Consider the following 15,954-nt stretch of genomic DNA (forward strand, 5'->3'; position numbering starts at 1 on the left):
TCAATTTGAGAAAGCTTTCATTATTAATTGCGGGGTTATTTCTATTCGGCCTCTTTACTGCCGGAATGAAACCGGCACACGCGGCGGAGAGCTCCGCAGCAAAAGATGTCACTCTCACACAGCTGGCGCCGCATGTCTGGATGCATACAAGCACCGGTACGGCAGACGGAAGTTCCGTCCCTGCGAACGGATTGCTTCTTGAAACTTCCAAAGGAATCGTACTGATTGATACTCCGTGGAATGACAGTCTCACAGAGCAATTAATGACACAAATAAAACAGCGGTTTCCCGGCAAAAGGATGACCGATGCCATTGTGACACACGCCCATGACGATCGCATCGGCGGGCTGAACACACTGTACAAATACGGTGTAAAGGTGCACAGCACGAAGCTGACCGCCGACTTCGCCCGGCAGCAGGGATATCACCGGCCGCTCGGAGATTTGAAAAACGTGACAAAGCTGCAGTTTGGCGATATGAAAATTGAAACGTTTTATCCGGGAAAAGGGCATACGGAAGACAATATTACCGTCTGGCTGCCTGAGGATAAGCTCTTATTCGGCGGTTGCTTAATCAAGGCTTTAGAAACAAAGGAAATCGTGCCAACTCCGGGCTTTTATCCGGATCAGTGGCCGCGCGCCGTCCGCAAAGTCATGAAAAGATATCAGGACATCAGCATTGTCGTTCCGGGCCATGGCAGTCCGGGGGATGACCGTCTGCTGCCGCATACGATAAGCCTTCTGAAAGAAACGTAAAAAAGAAGACCGGCGCTCCCATTACGGAGTGCCGGCTTTTTTTATCTCTTCCTGATTTTCATAAAACTGAGGAAAGCAAGTGCAAGCGCCAAAACGGTATATCCCGCTATCGGCCAAATATGCTGATGAAAGGAAGAATAATCTCCGGATATGACTTCCTGGGCCAGCTCGATCGAGTGAACAAACGGTAAGGCATAAGCGATATGTTTGAATGTGTCACCGAGCAGGCTCACCTCCATCCAAGCTCCGCCCAGAAATTGCACGAGTGTAATATAAATCGTTCCGATACCTGAAATTTGTTTGTCCGTAAACACAGCCCCTAAACATAAACCGAAGAAAACGGACATCATCGCAATCGGCAGCAAGACAGCGATACCTGCGAGAAGATTCATCCACTCGGCGGATAAACCGGCAGCAGCAGCTGCGATAAAACAAATGATGATTTGTAAAATGGCTAACGGCAGCATCGGCATTGCGTAACCGATAACATAATCGGCTGTTTTTAAAGGGGAAGCAAACAAACGGGTCAAAAGGGCGGTCTGTTTGTCTTTTGCGATCAGCAATGCAGAGAACATCGTAAGGAAAGCGAAACCGAAAACAATGAGTCCGGGTGCTAAGTGCTGAATTTTAAAGGTATCAAGTGGCGCATTTTTTTCAATTGCCGTAAACAGAAACAATAGAATAACAGGCAGTGCGATTCCAAGGATAATAGACAGGGGGTCACGAAAAATCTCTTTGCGGTTGCGAATGGCGAAATCAAGCATAAAGACCCGCCTCTCCGTCACAAATCGCTAAAAAGGCATCTTCAAATGTGGCTGAATGAGTTTGTTTTTTCAGATCCTCCGCCGTGCCCAGTGCTTTTAGAGTCCCATTTTCTAAAATGCAAATACGGTCTGCCAGGGCTTCAGCCTCTTCTAAATAGTGTGTTGTTAAAATAATCGTCATGTCTCCCTTTAATGTCTCAAGATTTTTCCACAACTCGCGGCGTGAACGGACGTCCAGCCCTAATGTCGGCTCATCTAAGAAATAAATATCCGGTTTTGTAATCATGCCCATTGCGATGCTGAGGCGGCGCTGCATTCCTCCTGATAAGGTTTTGGTTTTTGCTCTTTCTTTCTCTTTTAATTGAAACAATTCGAGCATCTCATCTGTTCTTTTTTTTGCTTCTTTTTTCGGAATTCCGTAGACTCCGGCTATAAACTCTAAGTTTTCCCGTACGGTTAGATGAGGAGCGATGGCTGTTTCCTGCGGGGACATGTTCAATTTCGGTTTTATTTTATCCAAATCAGTCAAAATACTGTGTCCAAGCACTGATGCATCACCCTCATCCGGAGAGAGGAGTCCGCAAAGCATACTGATTAATGTCGTTTTTCCGGCTCCGTTCTCACCGAGTAAAGCGAAAAATTCCCCTTTCTCAACTGAGAACTCAAGACGGTCAACGGCGGCGGTTTCTTTATAATGTTTCGTTAATTGCTTCAGCTCAATCGCGTGCATTTACTCGTTCTCGCTATCTGCGTCGATTTGCTTAGCGTTTAAAATATCTTTTGCAAACTCGAAAAAGAGTTCTTGTTTAACAAGTGCGATACCTTGCTGGTCATCCCCAAGCATAAGCAGTGAATCCCCCGGATTTATATCGAAAACATCTCTTGCTTCTTTAGGAATGACAATCTGTCCTTTTGTGCCCACTTTAACAGTCCCGAATATGTGTTTTCCTTTTGGTGCCGTCATGTTTATCCCTCCGAAATATGAATTATATTTTTTGTATGAATTGTAATACTTCGTATACTAAACATACATTAACCTTCCATAAAATGCAATAAATTTCATGAAATAGTATGATTTTCATAAAAAAAGCACTCCTGCCATATCAACAGGAGTGCTTTTGATTTTATTGTTTGTATTCCTTTATCATTTCCAGATGGGGGATGCCCGCATCGAGAAATTCTTCGCCGGAAGTGACGCGGTATCCTTGTTTTTCGTAAAACGGAACCGCCTGCGTCTGCGCATGTAAGATAAAGCTGCCGGCGCCCTTGGCTGCCGCCGCTTTTTCAAGCGCCTGCATTATGATGGCTCCGACGCCTAAAGAACGATGGCTTTTCATTACGCAGATGCGCTCTAATTTTCCATGCCCGTCTTTCAAGCGCCATCTGCCGGCTCCGACCGGCTGGCCGCCGTCATATATGACTATATGCTCTGACGTGTCTTCGAATTGATCAATTTCCTCTTCTTCCGGAACATGCTGTTCTTTCACAAAGACCTCTTTTCTGACGAAAAAAGCGTCGTTCAGCTGTTTTTCAGTTTTTGCGATGATGGATTCCAAGCAGTTATTCTCCTCCGCCTAATAAAAATGTTTCGTACACAGTCCATGAGCCGTTATCCAGCTGATAGAGCAGGTGAAAACGGTCGATGACTTCTTCGTGGGAAATGTCCTGCATTTTCAGCTGTCCGAGTACGTCGGAATGTTCATCTGACGACAGCTTCTGGCCGACCGTGACATGCGGAACGAAGCTGTATTCCGGCTCGCCGGATAATGCTCCTGAGTAGCATTTCTCACTCAGAGATTTTAATTCCTCCGTCGGCTCTGCTTTCATATATATCACATTATTCACAGGAGAAAACGAGCTGTATTTTGTAATTTTCAGAACGAGCGGATGCGACTCTTTCGCCGTCTGTCTCAGCTGTGATACGACCTGCTCGATTTCCTGTTCTGTCGCTTCAAACGGATCTCTTACCGTCAGATGCGGCGGAATGAGCGCGTAGCTCGGGTCGTAGCGTTTCCGGTACGAATTTGCGAGATCCTGTAATTTTTTTGATGGAAATAAAACAATACCGTATTTCATGAAAGTTCCCTCCTTAAATGAATGGTTACAGCATTTTTTTCAGCGCCGGCGTGATGAGCGGCTGCCAGTATGTCCATTTATGATCCCCGTCAAAGGTTTCATACGTGTATTCAGACTGTTTGCTTTCCAGCAGCTGTTTGAGCTCTTCGTTCGGCGCGGTGAAATCAAGCACCTGGCCGTCCGTCGTGTGGACGGCGGTTTCTTTTTCTCCGATTTGATGATAAACGGAAATCTGTTTGAGATCCTCCGACTGCCGGACGGCATCCAGCACGTGCCCGTCAACATACGGAGACTGCATGATGACGTTTCCAAACATGTTCGGATAGTCAATCGCCGTCATGAGCGAGACGGTTCCGCCGAGGGAATCCCCGATCATGGTGCGGCCGTATCCGACTTGATAAGTCGGGTATTCTTTGTCGATAAAAGGAACGAGCTCATTTGCGATAAACCGTTTATATGAGGCGAACTTAGAGCCTTCGGGATGGTATGTGTTTCTTCGCTCCCGCACATTTTTATATGGGACGCCGATAATGATGCAGCGGTCAATTTCCCCTTTTGACATAAGCTCTTCCGCCTGACGCCCGATTCTCCCTAATCTGAAATAATCATGGCCGTCCTGAGCGATGACCGTATGATATTTATACAGGGGGGAGAAGGTGGCGGGCAGATAGACCAAAACGGTCATTTCCTCTTCAAGCTCATGGGAGAAAAGTGTTTTCTCATGAATGATTCCGTTTTTTGATGCCACTTCGCATTCCTCCAGGCCGCGTCTTGTCTTGATGGTTTTTTCCTATTGTACCATGAATTATTAGAAATTTCTTTCTTCAGATGCACTTCTTGCGAGAGTTCAGATAAATAAAAAGTTGTTGAAATCCATTTTATAGTGCGTTAATATAGAACAATCAGAAAATACAAAACAATATTCTTATCACGAGAGGTGGAGGGACTGGCCCTTTGAAACCTCAGCAACCGGTTTGCTTTGCCGCGGGAAGGCAAAGTGCCAAGGTGCTAAATCCAGCAAGCGATTCACATGCTTGGAAGATAAGAGGAAGAGAAAAGCTCCTTCTTCTTATGAAGAGGGGGCTTTTTTATTTTTGAAAAAGGATGGTGCTTACTGATGACGCAGCATGTTGAAACAAAATTAGCCCAAATTGGAAATAGAAGCGAAGAAGCAACGGGAACGGTCAGTCCGCCGATTTATCTGTCCACCGCTTACCGCCATAGAGGAATAGGAGAATCTACAGGTTTTGATTACGTGCGCACGAAAAACCCGACACGCCAGCTCGTCGAAGACGCCATCGCCGTGTTGGAAAACGGTGCGAGAGGATTTGCTTTCAGCTCGGGAATGGCAGCCATTCAAACCATTATGGCTTTATTTAAAAGCGGGGATGAATTGATTGTATCCTCCGATTTATACGGAGGCACGTACCGTTTGTTTGAAAACGAATGGAGAAAATACGGCTTAAGCTTTATTTATGATGATTTCAGCGATGAAGACTGTTTACGCTCCAAAATAACGGAAAACACGAAAGCGGTATTTGTTGAAACGCCGACAAACCCGTTAATGCAGGAGGCGGACATTGAAAAAATCGCCCGGATTACGAAAGAAGCCGGCCTGCTTTTAATTGTGGATAATACGTTTTATACTCCGGTGCTCCAGCGCCCGCTTGAACTGGGAGCGGACATCGTCATTCACAGCGCCACAAAATATTTAGCGGGGCACAATGACCTCCTTGCCGGTCTGGCTGTCGTTAAGGATGAAGAGCTCGGCGACATCATGTTTAATCACCAAAATGCGATCGGCGCCGTTCTCCCGCCGTTTGATTCGTGGCTTTTAATGAGAGGGATGAAAACACTCGGACTCAGAATGCGCCGTCATGAAGAAAACGCCCGTGAACTTGCAGAATTTTTAGAACAGGAAGAGGAAATCGCCGACGTGTTATATCCCGGAAAAGGCGGGATGCTGTCTTTCCGGCTGCAAAAAGAGGAATGGGTCAATCCGTTTTTAAAGGCGCTGAAAACGATCTGTTTCGCAGAAAGTCTCGGCGGGGTGGAAAGCTTTATTACATACCCCGCGACACAGACGCACATGGACATTCCGGAAGATATCCGTATCGCAAACGGCGTCTGCAACCGCCTGCTGCGTTTTTCAGTGGGCATTGAACATGCAGAAGATTTGAAGCGGGATGTAAAGCAGGCATTACAGCAAGTAAAAGAGGGGGCCGTGTCATATGAGTAATCACAATTGGACGCTGGAAACCCAGCTCGTGCACAATCCATTTAAAACAGACGGAGCCACCGGAGCCGTCAGCGTGCCGATCCAGCATGCTTCGACATTCCATCAGTCTTCATTTGAAGAATTCGGGACATATGATTACAGCCGCTCCGGCACACCGACAAGAACAGCGCTTGAAGAAACGATCGCAGGTCTTGAAGGCGGAACGAGAGGTTTTGCTTTCAGCTCCGGTATGGCGGCGATTTCGACGGCATTTCTGCTCTTATCCCAAGGCGACCATGTTCTCGTCACGGAGGATGTGTACGGCGGAACATTCCGCATGGTGACTGAGGTTCTGTCCCGTTTCGGAATCGAACATACCTTTGTCGATATGACGGACACAGAAGCGGTCGCCCGCGCCATCCGTCCGAACACGAAAGCCATTTATATGGAAACACCGTCAAACCCGACGCTCGGCATCACGGATATTAAGGGCGTCGTCAAACTGGCAAAGGATCACGGCTGTCTGACATACCTTGACAATACATTCATGACGCCTGCTCTGCAGCGTCCGCTTGATCTCGGTGTAGATATCGTGCTTCACAGCGCGACGAAATTTTTAAGCGGCCACAGTGACGTGCTGTCAGGCCTTGCCGCCGTAAAAGATGAAGAGCTCGGCAATCAGCTGTATAAGCTGCAAAACTCGTTTGGAGCGGTGCTCGGTGTTCAGGACTGCTGGCTCGTATTGAGAGGCTTAAAAACATTGCAGGTCAGACTGGAAAAAGCGAGCCGGACGGCTGAGCGGCTGGCTGCCTATTTTGACGGGCATCCCGCCATCAAAAACGTTTACTATCCCGGCCTTGCCGGACACCCGGGAGCCGATACCCATAAACGTCAAGCGAGCGGAGCGGGCGCCGTCCTGTCCTTTGAATTGGAAAGCAAAGAAGCCGTCAAAAAGCTGGTCGAAAACGTATCGCTTCCGGTATTTGCCGTCAGCCTCGGCGCCGTTGAATCCATTCTCTCATACCCTGCAGCCATGTCGCATGCCGCCATGCCGAAAGCAGAGAGGGAGAAACGCGGCATCACAGACGGCCTTCTGCGCCTGAGCGTCGGAGTCGAAAACGCCGAAGATTTAGAACGCGACTTCGAACAGGCATTGAAAAAAATAACCCCCGCCCAAGTGAGATCATAAACGAAAAGGGCGCCGCCAATTGAGCGCCGCCCCTTTTTTTATTTTTGATAAAAAAAGTGTTGACGAACAGCTAAGCAGGATATATAATTATAAATGTCAGAGAGACAACAACATACCCAGCAACACATACATATCATGATTCCGTAGCTCAGCTGGGAGAGCGCTACCTTGACAGGGTAGAGGTCGCTGGTTCGAGCCCAGTCGGAATCATCCACGGCGGTTAGAGGCGTTATATCAACGTTTCTAGCCGTTTTTTATTGCGTTGACTTAGTCGTATTAAGGCGCAGGGTAGCGGTTCTACCAACGACAAGGTAGCGGTTTTTATTTCGGTAACTTAACCGAAATGGAGGCGGTAGTATGTCCGCAAATAGAACAGGAAAACGCCTCAAAAAGGAACGTACTTTACGGAAGACTACGAGTAATTTCGATGTGCTTTTCTACGGACTGAAGACAGTCTATCCTATTGAAAACATAGATAAAGCCCTTCTCATAAGAGAAGGGCTTTCTTTTATCTTGAGGGATTCAATGTGTTGTTTTATTTGTTCTGTAACTTGTTTAAGGCATTAGGAGGTCTACTATCAGGATTAGAGAGCCCTTTTTTTATTTTACTAATGTTTTTTGGATCACTCAGAACAGAACTATACTTTCCGACCTTTTCGGCAAGTGCTGTCTGACATGTTACTCAGATTTCACGCACTATATAAGCCCATCTCTTATGAGAAAGGCTTTCATATTTTGGTCTTCTGGGAAATTTGAATACCGGCTCGTAGAATAATGAATGTACTTAATCTTTGAATATCTCAGGAATTTTATTTCTCCATATTAATAATAGCTCTTTAAATTGGTCTGTTTCTATTGAGTTTTTATAAGGGTCATCGATCAAAAAAGGGTTTTCAACATCGGTAACATCTTTTTTTATCAATACACTTATCCCGTTTAAATCAATTTCAAAATCCTCATGTATCCCCTTTAAAACATTTTGAATGTATTCTATATACTCATCAGTTTGTTCTATTGTTGTAATATTTTCAATGAAGTCAGAGAAAAGACTGATTTCTTCTGGTAAAACTATTTTTATATCACCAAATGGATCTTTATCAAACCTGTATGAATATTTCATGTATCACGTTCACCTTTTAGATTATTTTTTATATAACGGATATGCTGTTGCTATTGTTCCGTCACTATTTAAATACATTTCAATTTTAATTCCTGTTGAAGTGATTCCCCTATACTTATTTGAACGTACTTGTTTTCTAGTATGATAAGCTTCGTCAATTGCTTTTAATACATCAACGCGGTTCCATTCCCTTGGAAAGAAACTTGAATCCGCTATCTTTTTTACAGACCCGACTTCAACTTTCGCCATATACACTCCATTTTTGTCAGGTTTCTTTTCTGTACCTGGTATAATCTTCCCGCCCATCATGCTTTCATGGTGGTAGCCAACTGCTTTACCGCGTTTATTAACTTCTCCATGATAAATATGTTTCATTGTACCGGCGGTATACTTGCTTTTTCCTGTACTAAAATTTGAAGTCACAGATTTACTGAGAACACTTTCTTTCTGATCTTCAATAATACTTTTCAATAAAGGCGTATTCTTCACATTGTGAGTATTTTCAATATCCTGTGCTATTCCGGCAAGCGCGGGTTGGTACTTATTTTTCGAAACGGAATTGATATAATTTTTTCCTTTTTCAATCCCGGTTTTTACATGTTTTGCAGCCGCTTTTTCACCGGCTTCCAAGACGTTATCCACTTTGGCGGCGCCTGTTTTGGCGAGCTTGCTTGATACTTTTACAGCTGAGCCGGAACCTTTTAGTCCGACGATGCTCCCGATGGCGTAGGTGATGTAATGGGATCTTGAATACGCATCCCCATTAACCATTTTATCATTCCATGAATCCGCCAGGTTTGTCCATATGATTTTTGCGTAGGAGGGTGTGTTCAATACAGCAGATATGGTTTTAGCGACTTTTTGTTCATCAGAGAGATGGTAAAAATCCCATGCGCCGACAGCGAGATCTTTGACGCCTGTTATGGTGTCTTTTCCCACATCATAAAGGCCGACGCCTATTCCTTTGACGATATCCCAAGCTGTTTCTCCGACTTCTTCAAGCTGTTTTGCTTGTTCGAGCTGCATCACATATTGCACCTGAGCGGGTTCAAGGTTTTCATAGCCGATCTTCTTCGCGATTTCCAAATACTCATCCGGATCGGTTACACCATCAGCCAGCTTTTTCTTCAGATCCTTGATTTCACGCTCTTTCGCCTCTTCCTTTTTAATCGTCAAATAAGCATCCGAATGTCTTGCAATCTCGCCTTTCTTCTTATGGATGTCGCTTTCACGGTACCCCTTGGCGTTGTAGTGAAGCGGCGTGGCGCTTTTTCCTTTGCCCGTGGCGTTTTGAAGCTGCTGGAAGTCAGCTTGGATGAACTGTTCGTTCGCTTCCGTTTCTGCGTATTCTTTCGTTAGATCGTGATCAAGCTTGCCGAGCTTATGTATGGTTTCGCTTCTTTTTTTGTCAGCTGAAGACAGCTTCTGATCCGTGCTTTCCGTTGAAAACAGATCAAGCGAGATGATGTCTTCGATCTCTCTGAGGATGGACCCCATGTCCTTTTTTTGCCCTTCCATAATCGCCTTTGATTTACTGAGGGCGTGGGTGAGTTCATGCTCCAGGAAAGATTCCTCCACATGCGAACTGGAAAGTCCGGCATCTTCGACCTTGCCGGGAAGGCTTGTGAGAAATGCGATTTTCATGTCGATCAGATCAAGCCAGCTGTCTGTGACGCCGGCGTGGTCCTGGAAAAAGGCTTTGATGTTATCTGCGCCCCGACCAGAGAAATCGCCGTCACCGAGGTCAGCCATGCCTTGAAACGCTTTTTTCAGATTAACCATCTGGCCGCGCAGTTTTTTGTATTCACCCGCGCGCTGTTTGGCGGCGGCCAGGAGGGTGGTTGCTTCGAAAACTTTCATGACCATATCCTTTCATGCGAAATACTTCAACAAGATATTACCATGGAAGAATGAAGGAAAAGCCAAATAAGTATTTTGAAAGTGCAAAATGATTAATTTGTTCTGGGTAAATTTACTTATTTTAAGATCGGGAATTGGAGTAGAGTTAGCTTTGGGTTGAATCGGTTGTTAGAACATCATGTGACGCACCTCCTTTGAAAAGCATACACACATATTAGAGGGCTGAAATTCACCCGAATGAATTAGGATACGACGGTCAAACCGCTTTTCGCATGGAACTAACATGGGCAACTGGTCAACAGCTTTAAAAACTTCATCATAACAGGGAAATGCGGCGGGCATTGGGAATATAAAGGAATATAGGCTTACAGCTATGAAAGATGTATGAAAATCCGTCAGACGGCGAAGGAAAGGCAATCTCCATGTGTTGTGACAGTTCGAATGCGGGTGTATGGAACTTCCCATTCATCCGAGTTATGTCAGAGGGACGAAAAGACTTTTTTTGAGGAGGAAGCGGAATGATTGAATTTACACGGCCATCGCCTATGAAGAAAACATGCACGATGCACCCGGGAAAGGAATCTGTCAGATCGGTTTCGTTTACTGATTTTAACGGCAATTCTGTAACAGTAACCCTTTGTCAAATGTGTCTGGCTGAATTAAAAATGAAAGCCGCGGCTGAATACAGGAGCATGACAGAGGAGCGGGCCAAACTGAATCGTTTCAAGATTGGTGATCATGTGTATTTAGAGCATTTGGGAGTCGTCAGCGAGATAAAAAACATGGAAGGCGTTCAAGTAGCAAACAGGACAGACACAGACGGAGTCCGAAAGGCTACCCCTAAGGAAATCGCAGAATACAAAAAACAGGGGAAGCAATGACGGTGAAAAAACGATTCAGTCAATTATTTATCAATTGTGTTACTTATGAGAGCGGCGGGGCGGCTCCGGCAAGAAATCAAACGCTGTATCACATGGGTTCTTCTCGAAATATCTGCCGGAAATTAAAATTTCAGCTGCTTTCCTAACTGTCACGGAAAACATCTCACAGGAAATATATTGACTTTCATCCTGTTTGTAATGTTAATTAGAAGATGTATACAAAAACATTATAATGAGGAGGCCTGAGTGTGAAAAATAAAGCGAGAATACAAGTTGGACTATGCATTGGACTTTTATGTTTAAGCTTTACCGGTTTCAGCCCTTTATTCGGCTCTACGCACGCTGAAGCAAAATCCATAGAAAACACAAAAATGTCAAGCTGTATAACGATTCAAAAATTTGTTCAGCTTGAGAAAAAATTTGATGCCAGGCTTGGGGTTTATGCGATTGATACGGGGTCAAACAAGACAATTGCCTATCGGCCGAATGAGCGGTTTGCTTACGCATCAACTTATAAAGTTCTGGCCGCAGCTGCTGTTCTGAAAAAAAGCTCAAATGAAAAACTTAATGCCATCATCCGCTACAGCAAAGACGATTTAGTTACATATTCTCCAATCACAGAAAAACACCTGGATACAGGCATGAGCCTGAAAGAAATCTCAGAAGCCGCTGTCCGTTACAGCGATAATACCGCCGGGAACCTATTACTGCAGCAGCTTGGCGGCCCTAAAGGTTTCGAAAAATCACTGAAACAGATTGGGGATCATGTAACGAAAGCGGATCGATTCGAGACGGATCTAAACTCTGCGATTCCCGGGGATCGTCGTGACACAAGCACAGCAAAGGCACTGGCAACCGATCTTAAAGCGTTCACTTTGGGTAACACTCTCACGACTGACAAGCGCACGATCTTAACGGATTGGATGCGGGGCAACGCTACCGGCGACGAACTGATTCGGGCAGGCGCTCCTGCAGGATGGGAAGTCGGCGATAAATCCGGAGCCGGAAGTTACGGGACGCGAAACGACATTGCGATCGTGTGGCCGCCTGACAGAGCTCCGATTGTTTTGGCAATCCTGTCAAACCGATTTACGGAAGATGCCGATTATCATAATGCTCTTATCGCTGAGGCTGCAAAAGTCGCTCTTCATGATCTTAAATAAACATTGCCGTTCATTTTTTATGGACGGTTTTTTATATGTTGAGAATGCGGTATGCGGGTTTCGATGTTATAATGTAAAGCCATAAAATGATGGGAAGAGGGGGAGTTTCGATGCATTACATAACGGCATGCTTAAAAATCATCAGTGATAAAGACCTTAATGAAATAATGAAGGAATTCAAAAAACTTGAGGAAGAAACGAACAAAGAAGAAGGCTGTATTCAGTTCCATGCTCATCCGCTCGAACCATCAGAACGCAAAATTATGCTTTGGGAGATTTGGGAAAACGAAGAAGCTGTTAAAGTCCATTTTACGAAAAAGCACACAAAAGACGTTCAAAAACAAGAATTAACGGAAGTAGAATGGTTAATGAAAAGCAATGTGAATGAGTAAAAGGCTTTGTCTGTTGTTGGCTGACTCTGCCGGCAACAATCATCAGTTTCATTCATTAAAACCCTTGCTGCGCAAGGGTTTTTTACTTTGAAAAGTTCTTTATATCGCAGTCTTTTTATGGGTAAGGAACAGACTTGGAATGAAGATGGCCGCAAGGATGATGACGGATACTAAGAATCCGGCATGGTAGCCTTTTAAACTGTTCGGAATCGTTGGCTGCAATCCTTGTATGACAGTTGCGGTAACGGTTGCGATCACAGCTGACCCAAAGCTGGAACCGAGGTTTTCAATCATATGAATACCGACACCTGCTTCCGGAAGCTGTTTGCTGTCAAGACCTGTATAAGCGTCACTCATTAATGGGAGCATAATTCCTCCAAAACTGGTGCCGCGGATAAATAATACGACGGAAATCCAAATCATACTTGTGTTATCGGTGATAAGAATAAGCGGGATAGATCCAATCAGCGAGAGAACAAGACTGACCGTAACCACGTATTTCGCACCGATCTTATCAATCATTTTTCCGATCAGCGGACGAGTCACGAGCATTCCGACTCCTTGAGGGATTAAAGCGAGTGCTGCTCCGACTGCCGTGAAATGACGAATGTCTTGAAAAAACAGCGGAAGTATTAACATCGGCCCCATGATGGCAACATTCGCTAAGAACAACCCGATCGAAGATGCTAAGAAGCTCTTGTTTGCAAACAAATTCATAGGCAGCACGGTTTGGTTTTTCTTGATCAGATTATATACAAGATAAATGACTGCTGAAACAAGACCGATGCCCGCCCATAAAATGGTGTCGCTATTGTTAAATGATGCATGATCCGCCGCTTTCGTAATACCGTACATCAATGCCGCGCTCATTAATGACAAATTGATAATCCCGAAAATATCGAGTTTACGAACTTTGTTGAATGGTTCAAAGTCTGGAATGGTTTTCATCATAAGCGGTGCGGCAACCAAAATGATGAACACGTTGATGTAAAAAATCCAATGCCATGAAGCGCCTTGGACGATGAAGCCTCCGATGACAGGTCCTAAGATCGGGCCGAAGATCATAGGGGTGCTGACGATTGCCATCACTTTTCCCAGGTTTTCCGGACCTGCCGTTTTAACCAAGAGTGTTGACATAAGCGGAGTGATAATGCCGGCGCTGAATCCTTGAAGCAAACGGAAGAAGATGAAGCTGGAAATGTCCCGGCTCATTCCCGCAAAAACAGAAATGACACCAAAGGCGATGACTGAGCCGATGAAGATTTTCTTACCGTTATATTTATTCATAAGCCAGCCGGATACGGGTACTGCAATCGCAAGTGCTAACATATAGCCTGTAACGGACCACTGAATGGTATCCAATGTCGTGTTGAAGTCTTTGGTCAGTTTGTCGATGGCGATGTTTACCATCGTAGAGTCAAGCATGGGAGCAATTGCTCCCAGTGCAATAGCCCAGGCGGCTGTGAGAACTTCTTTTGGCAGCAAAAGTTCCTTTCTTTTATGTGTTGACATATTATTCTCCTCTCAAAATTGCTGTATTTGTTTCCTTGTCAACAAAATAATAGAGTGATTTTGTTTCTTTGTCAACAATAAGAAGGATATAAAAAGGCAGCCCGTTTTCATGGAGCGGGGCTGCCTATGGTTTTATTCCGATTTCATGTCTGCACCAAGTTTCTTTATTTCTGAATCCAAATGCCTGCTGTATGTTTCCACGAAGCTCAGCATCGTGTCAAATTGTTCATCAGTTACTTGTTCAAACACGATTTTGTCCCGTTCTTGAAACTCTTTGTGCAATTCCTCGTGAATTTTATAAATGACTTTTCCTTGCTCGGTAAGCCTGAAATAGATTTCTTTCTTGTTAAGCGGCTTCTGATAGCTTTCGATAAGGCCTTTATTGATAAGCTTCTTCGTTAATTTACTTATAGCGCCTCTTGTCATATAAAGGGACTCCGCAAGTTTTGTCACATTGGCGTCTTCAATTTTTTCGATGAATTCGATGCAATGCACTTCAGAAGGTTTATGCCCCTTAAGGCTTTCTTCCATCTTCAGCCTATTCAGCCACACCATCTTGTTAAAAAAGTCCCTGAAATCCGTGAGGAGCTGTTCTTTTTTGTCCATGACCCGTCCTCCTGCTCGGTGGTGCTTACACAATATTATAAAATGTTTGTTTCTTTTTCAACAATCGTAAAGTTATTATTTAGGAACTGAGAGATAGTGCGCAGAAATAAGAAGGAGGGGGAACAGAAGAAGTATCCTATTTTTAACCGAAATGTGTTTTTTCGAGTATGTTTCTTTCCGTATTCGTTATTAGCTCTTCATAACAGGCTAACTCTGCAGCCTTACAAAAAAGCAGGCTGCGAAAAGAGCCTGCTTTAGAATTGCATCAATCATTTTCCTGTTGCGGCATCATAAAAAGCGTCAATTGCGGTTGTGTATTTCAAGACGTTTTTAGACACTTTTGCGGTTGCGCCTAGTGGATACGCATCTGACAGAACGCTGGAGTGAGCTTCGGGTTCCCAGTAAAATACGCCGGTTCCTTTGCCGTTCGGAACGGCTTTCACCAGTTTTATGGTGTCTTTTATGGTCCAGTAGGAATCTTTCGGATTATTTTCATCTCCGCCCAGTTCAACCACCATGACTTCCTTGTTGTAGCGTGAGGCGATGTCATTCAAATTAGATGATAAATGGCCGGTGAGCTCCCAGTACGGCTTACCTTCCCAATAGGGATAGAACGAAACGCCGATGATGTCGGTTTTCCCTCCGTTTTTAAAGAATTGATCAAACCACCATCTGAATAGGCTGTTGTCCGTGCCGTGTGCTAAATGGCTGATTACCTTGGTGGCCGGGCTGACGGATTTCACGGCGTCATAGCCTTTGTTCAGTAAGCCGGTCAATTTGCTGAAATCGCTCGTGCTGCCGTCGGGCAGTAAAATTCCTGAATTCATTTCATTCCCTACTTGCACCCAATCAGGGGAGATACCGTGATTTTTAAGTTCTTTCATGACATCGTACGTATGGTTATACACGGCTGCCTGAAGCTGGCTGTTTGAATAGCCGGTCCATTGGTTCGGCTTGATCTGGTGGCCGGGATCAGCGAACACATCACTGTAATGGAAGTCAACCATTACTTTCATTCCTAACGCTTTTGCCCTTTTGGCCGCCGCAAGTACGCCTGCTTTGTCACTATAGCCGAGCATGGTCCATGTTGTGCCGTCTTTCAGCCAATAATAGCTGCTTGGCGGATTCACAAACACTCTCAGTCTCACGGCATTTATTCCGTGATCTTTAAGAATCTGCAAGGCATCTTTCTGTTTCCCGCCGTCATCCAGCCAGCGCACACCTTCATCCTCCATTTGTTTCAGCCATCCTATATCAGCGCCATAGGCAAACGGGGCATCCGCTCTTGCTTTAGGAGACTTCTCAAGAATTGTAAAAGCGGTGAAAATGAGAGAAAGACAGATTGCGTTTACAAATACACGTTTCAATCGGTTTTTGAACATCACAATACCTCCTGATAAAAAAGATTGTTGATTGAT

17 protein-coding genes, 1 tRNA gene and 1 riboswitch are annotated in these 15,954 nt (G+C 44.8%); of the genes, 7 read left to right on the top strand and 11 right to left on the bottom strand.

Annotation, left to right across the window (positions count from 1 at the left end; genetic code table 11):
- The first annotated feature begins 5 nt into the window (after window positions 1-5).
- A complete protein-coding gene (bla, locus tag ACWJJX_RS01575; RefSeq protein WP_173612653.1) occupies window positions 6-755 on the top strand; it encodes a subclass B1 metallo-beta-lactamase in 750 nt (249 codons plus the stop codon).
- Window positions 756-796: 41 nt separating this feature from the next.
- On the opposite strand, the gene ACWJJX_RS01580 is transcribed toward bla (ACWJJX_RS01575), so the two are convergent.
- The 6 genes from ACWJJX_RS01580 to ACWJJX_RS01605 all read right to left on the bottom strand — a co-directional run bounded on the left by ACWJJX_RS01580 (window position 797) and on the right by ACWJJX_RS01605 (window position 4,343).
- Window positions 797-1,519: an ABC transporter permease gene (locus ACWJJX_RS01580; RefSeq protein WP_077722070.1), complete on the bottom strand. Its 723-nt coding sequence runs from the start codon at window positions 1,517-1,519 to the stop codon at window positions 797-799.
- Window positions 1,512-2,249, bottom strand: a complete 738-nt coding sequence (locus ACWJJX_RS01585) for an ABC transporter ATP-binding protein (RefSeq protein WP_060675068.1) — start codon at window positions 2,247-2,249, stop codon at window positions 1,512-1,514. Before ACWJJX_RS01585 ends, ACWJJX_RS01580 begins: the two co-directional genes overlap by 8 nt.
- Window positions 2,250-2,483 carry an AbrB/MazE/SpoVT family DNA-binding domain-containing protein gene (locus ACWJJX_RS01590; RefSeq protein WP_070081644.1) on the bottom strand — a complete coding sequence of 78 codons (234 nt, stop codon included), beginning with the start codon at window positions 2,481-2,483 and terminating at the stop codon, window positions 2,250-2,252.
- Window positions 2,484-2,643: 160 nt separating this feature from the next.
- A complete protein-coding gene (locus tag ACWJJX_RS01595) occupies window positions 2,644-3,075 on the bottom strand; it encodes a GNAT family N-acetyltransferase (RefSeq protein ID WP_070081645.1) in 432 nt (143 codons plus the stop codon).
- 4 nt (window positions 3,076-3,079) lie between these two features.
- Window positions 3,080-3,595 (bottom strand): YjcG family protein, encoded by a 516-nt coding sequence (locus ACWJJX_RS01600; RefSeq protein WP_003154969.1) that lies wholly within the window; start codon window positions 3,593-3,595, stop codon window positions 3,080-3,082.
- A 25-nt stretch (window positions 3,596-3,620) separates the two neighbouring features.
- Entirely contained in the window at window positions 3,621-4,343 is a 723-nt protein-coding gene (locus ACWJJX_RS01605; protein ID WP_060675072.1) for an esterase family protein, read from the bottom strand.
- 174 nt (window positions 4,344-4,517) lie between these two features.
- A riboswitch (SAM riboswitch) is annotated at window positions 4,518-4,643 on the top strand.
- Window positions 4,644-4,712: 69 nt separating this feature from the next.
- On the opposite strand from ACWJJX_RS01605, the gene ACWJJX_RS01610 reads away from it, so the two are divergent.
- The 3 genes from ACWJJX_RS01610 (at window position 4,713) to ACWJJX_RS01620 (ending at window position 7,212) form a co-directional block, all read left to right on the top strand.
- Window positions 4,713-5,834, top strand: coding sequence for a methionine biosynthesis PLP-dependent protein (locus ACWJJX_RS01610; RefSeq protein WP_052585709.1), 1,122 nt, complete (start codon window positions 4,713-4,715; stop codon window positions 5,832-5,834).
- A complete protein-coding gene (metC, locus tag ACWJJX_RS01615; RefSeq protein ID WP_007409073.1) occupies window positions 5,827-7,002 on the top strand; it encodes a cystathionine beta-lyase in 1,176 nt (391 codons plus the stop codon). Before ACWJJX_RS01610 ends, metC begins: the two co-directional genes overlap by 8 nt.
- 137 nt (window positions 7,003-7,139) lie before the next feature.
- Window positions 7,140-7,212 (top strand) — tRNA-Val (locus ACWJJX_RS01620).
- A 574-nt stretch (window positions 7,213-7,786) separates the two neighbouring features.
- Here ACWJJX_RS01620 and ACWJJX_RS01625 read toward each other — a convergent pair.
- Window positions 7,787-8,122 (bottom strand): tRNA-Val4, encoded by a 336-nt coding sequence (locus ACWJJX_RS01625; RefSeq protein WP_096034927.1) that lies wholly within the window; start codon window positions 8,120-8,122, stop codon window positions 7,787-7,789.
- Window positions 8,123-8,143: 21 nt separating this feature from the next.
- On the bottom strand, window positions 8,144-9,982 hold the full coding sequence (locus ACWJJX_RS01630) for a T7SS effector LXG polymorphic toxin (protein WP_454022676.1): 1,839 nt from the start codon (window positions 9,980-9,982) through the stop codon (window positions 8,144-8,146).
- Between the two features lie 518 nt (window positions 9,983-10,500).
- Between ACWJJX_RS01630 and ACWJJX_RS01635 the strand changes: the two genes are divergently transcribed.
- The 3 genes from ACWJJX_RS01635 (at window position 10,501) to ACWJJX_RS01645 (ending at window position 12,418) form a co-directional block, all read left to right on the top strand.
- Window positions 10,501-10,863, top strand: coding sequence for a hypothetical protein (locus ACWJJX_RS01635; RefSeq protein WP_167860055.1), 363 nt, complete (start codon window positions 10,501-10,503; stop codon window positions 10,861-10,863).
- Window positions 10,864-11,105: 242 nt separating this feature from the next.
- Entirely contained in the window at window positions 11,106-12,026 is a 921-nt protein-coding gene (gene bla / locus ACWJJX_RS01640; RefSeq protein ID WP_454022788.1) for a class A beta-lactamase, read from the top strand.
- Between the two features lie 110 nt (window positions 12,027-12,136).
- Complete coding sequence (locus ACWJJX_RS01645) at window positions 12,137-12,418, top strand: putative quinol monooxygenase (RefSeq protein ID WP_003154950.1); 282 nt, start codon at window positions 12,137-12,139, stop codon at window positions 12,416-12,418.
- 99 nt (window positions 12,419-12,517) lie between these two features.
- Here the strand turns inward: ACWJJX_RS01645 and ACWJJX_RS01650 are convergent, their stop codons facing one another.
- The 3 genes from ACWJJX_RS01650 to ACWJJX_RS01660 all read right to left on the bottom strand — a co-directional run bounded on the left by ACWJJX_RS01650 (window position 12,518) and on the right by ACWJJX_RS01660 (window position 15,918).
- The gene (locus tag ACWJJX_RS01650; RefSeq protein ID WP_060657697.1) at window positions 12,518-13,930 is read right to left on the bottom strand and encodes an MDR family MFS transporter; all 1,413 of its coding nucleotides are present in this window, start codon (window positions 13,928-13,930) and stop codon (window positions 12,518-12,520) included.
- A 132-nt stretch (window positions 13,931-14,062) separates the two neighbouring features.
- Window positions 14,063-14,536 carry a MarR family transcriptional regulator gene (locus tag ACWJJX_RS01655; protein WP_003154948.1) on the bottom strand — a complete coding sequence of 158 codons (474 nt, stop codon included), beginning with the start codon at window positions 14,534-14,536 and terminating at the stop codon, window positions 14,063-14,065.
- Between the two features lie 269 nt (window positions 14,537-14,805).
- Window positions 14,806-15,918, bottom strand: coding sequence for a glycoside hydrolase family 53 protein (locus ACWJJX_RS01660; RefSeq protein ID WP_044053110.1), 1,113 nt, complete (start codon window positions 15,916-15,918; stop codon window positions 14,806-14,808).
- Window positions 15,919-15,954: the final 36 nt, after the last annotated feature.

The sequence above is a fragment of the Bacillus sp. YH3-2-B2 genome (assembly GCF_053663335.1).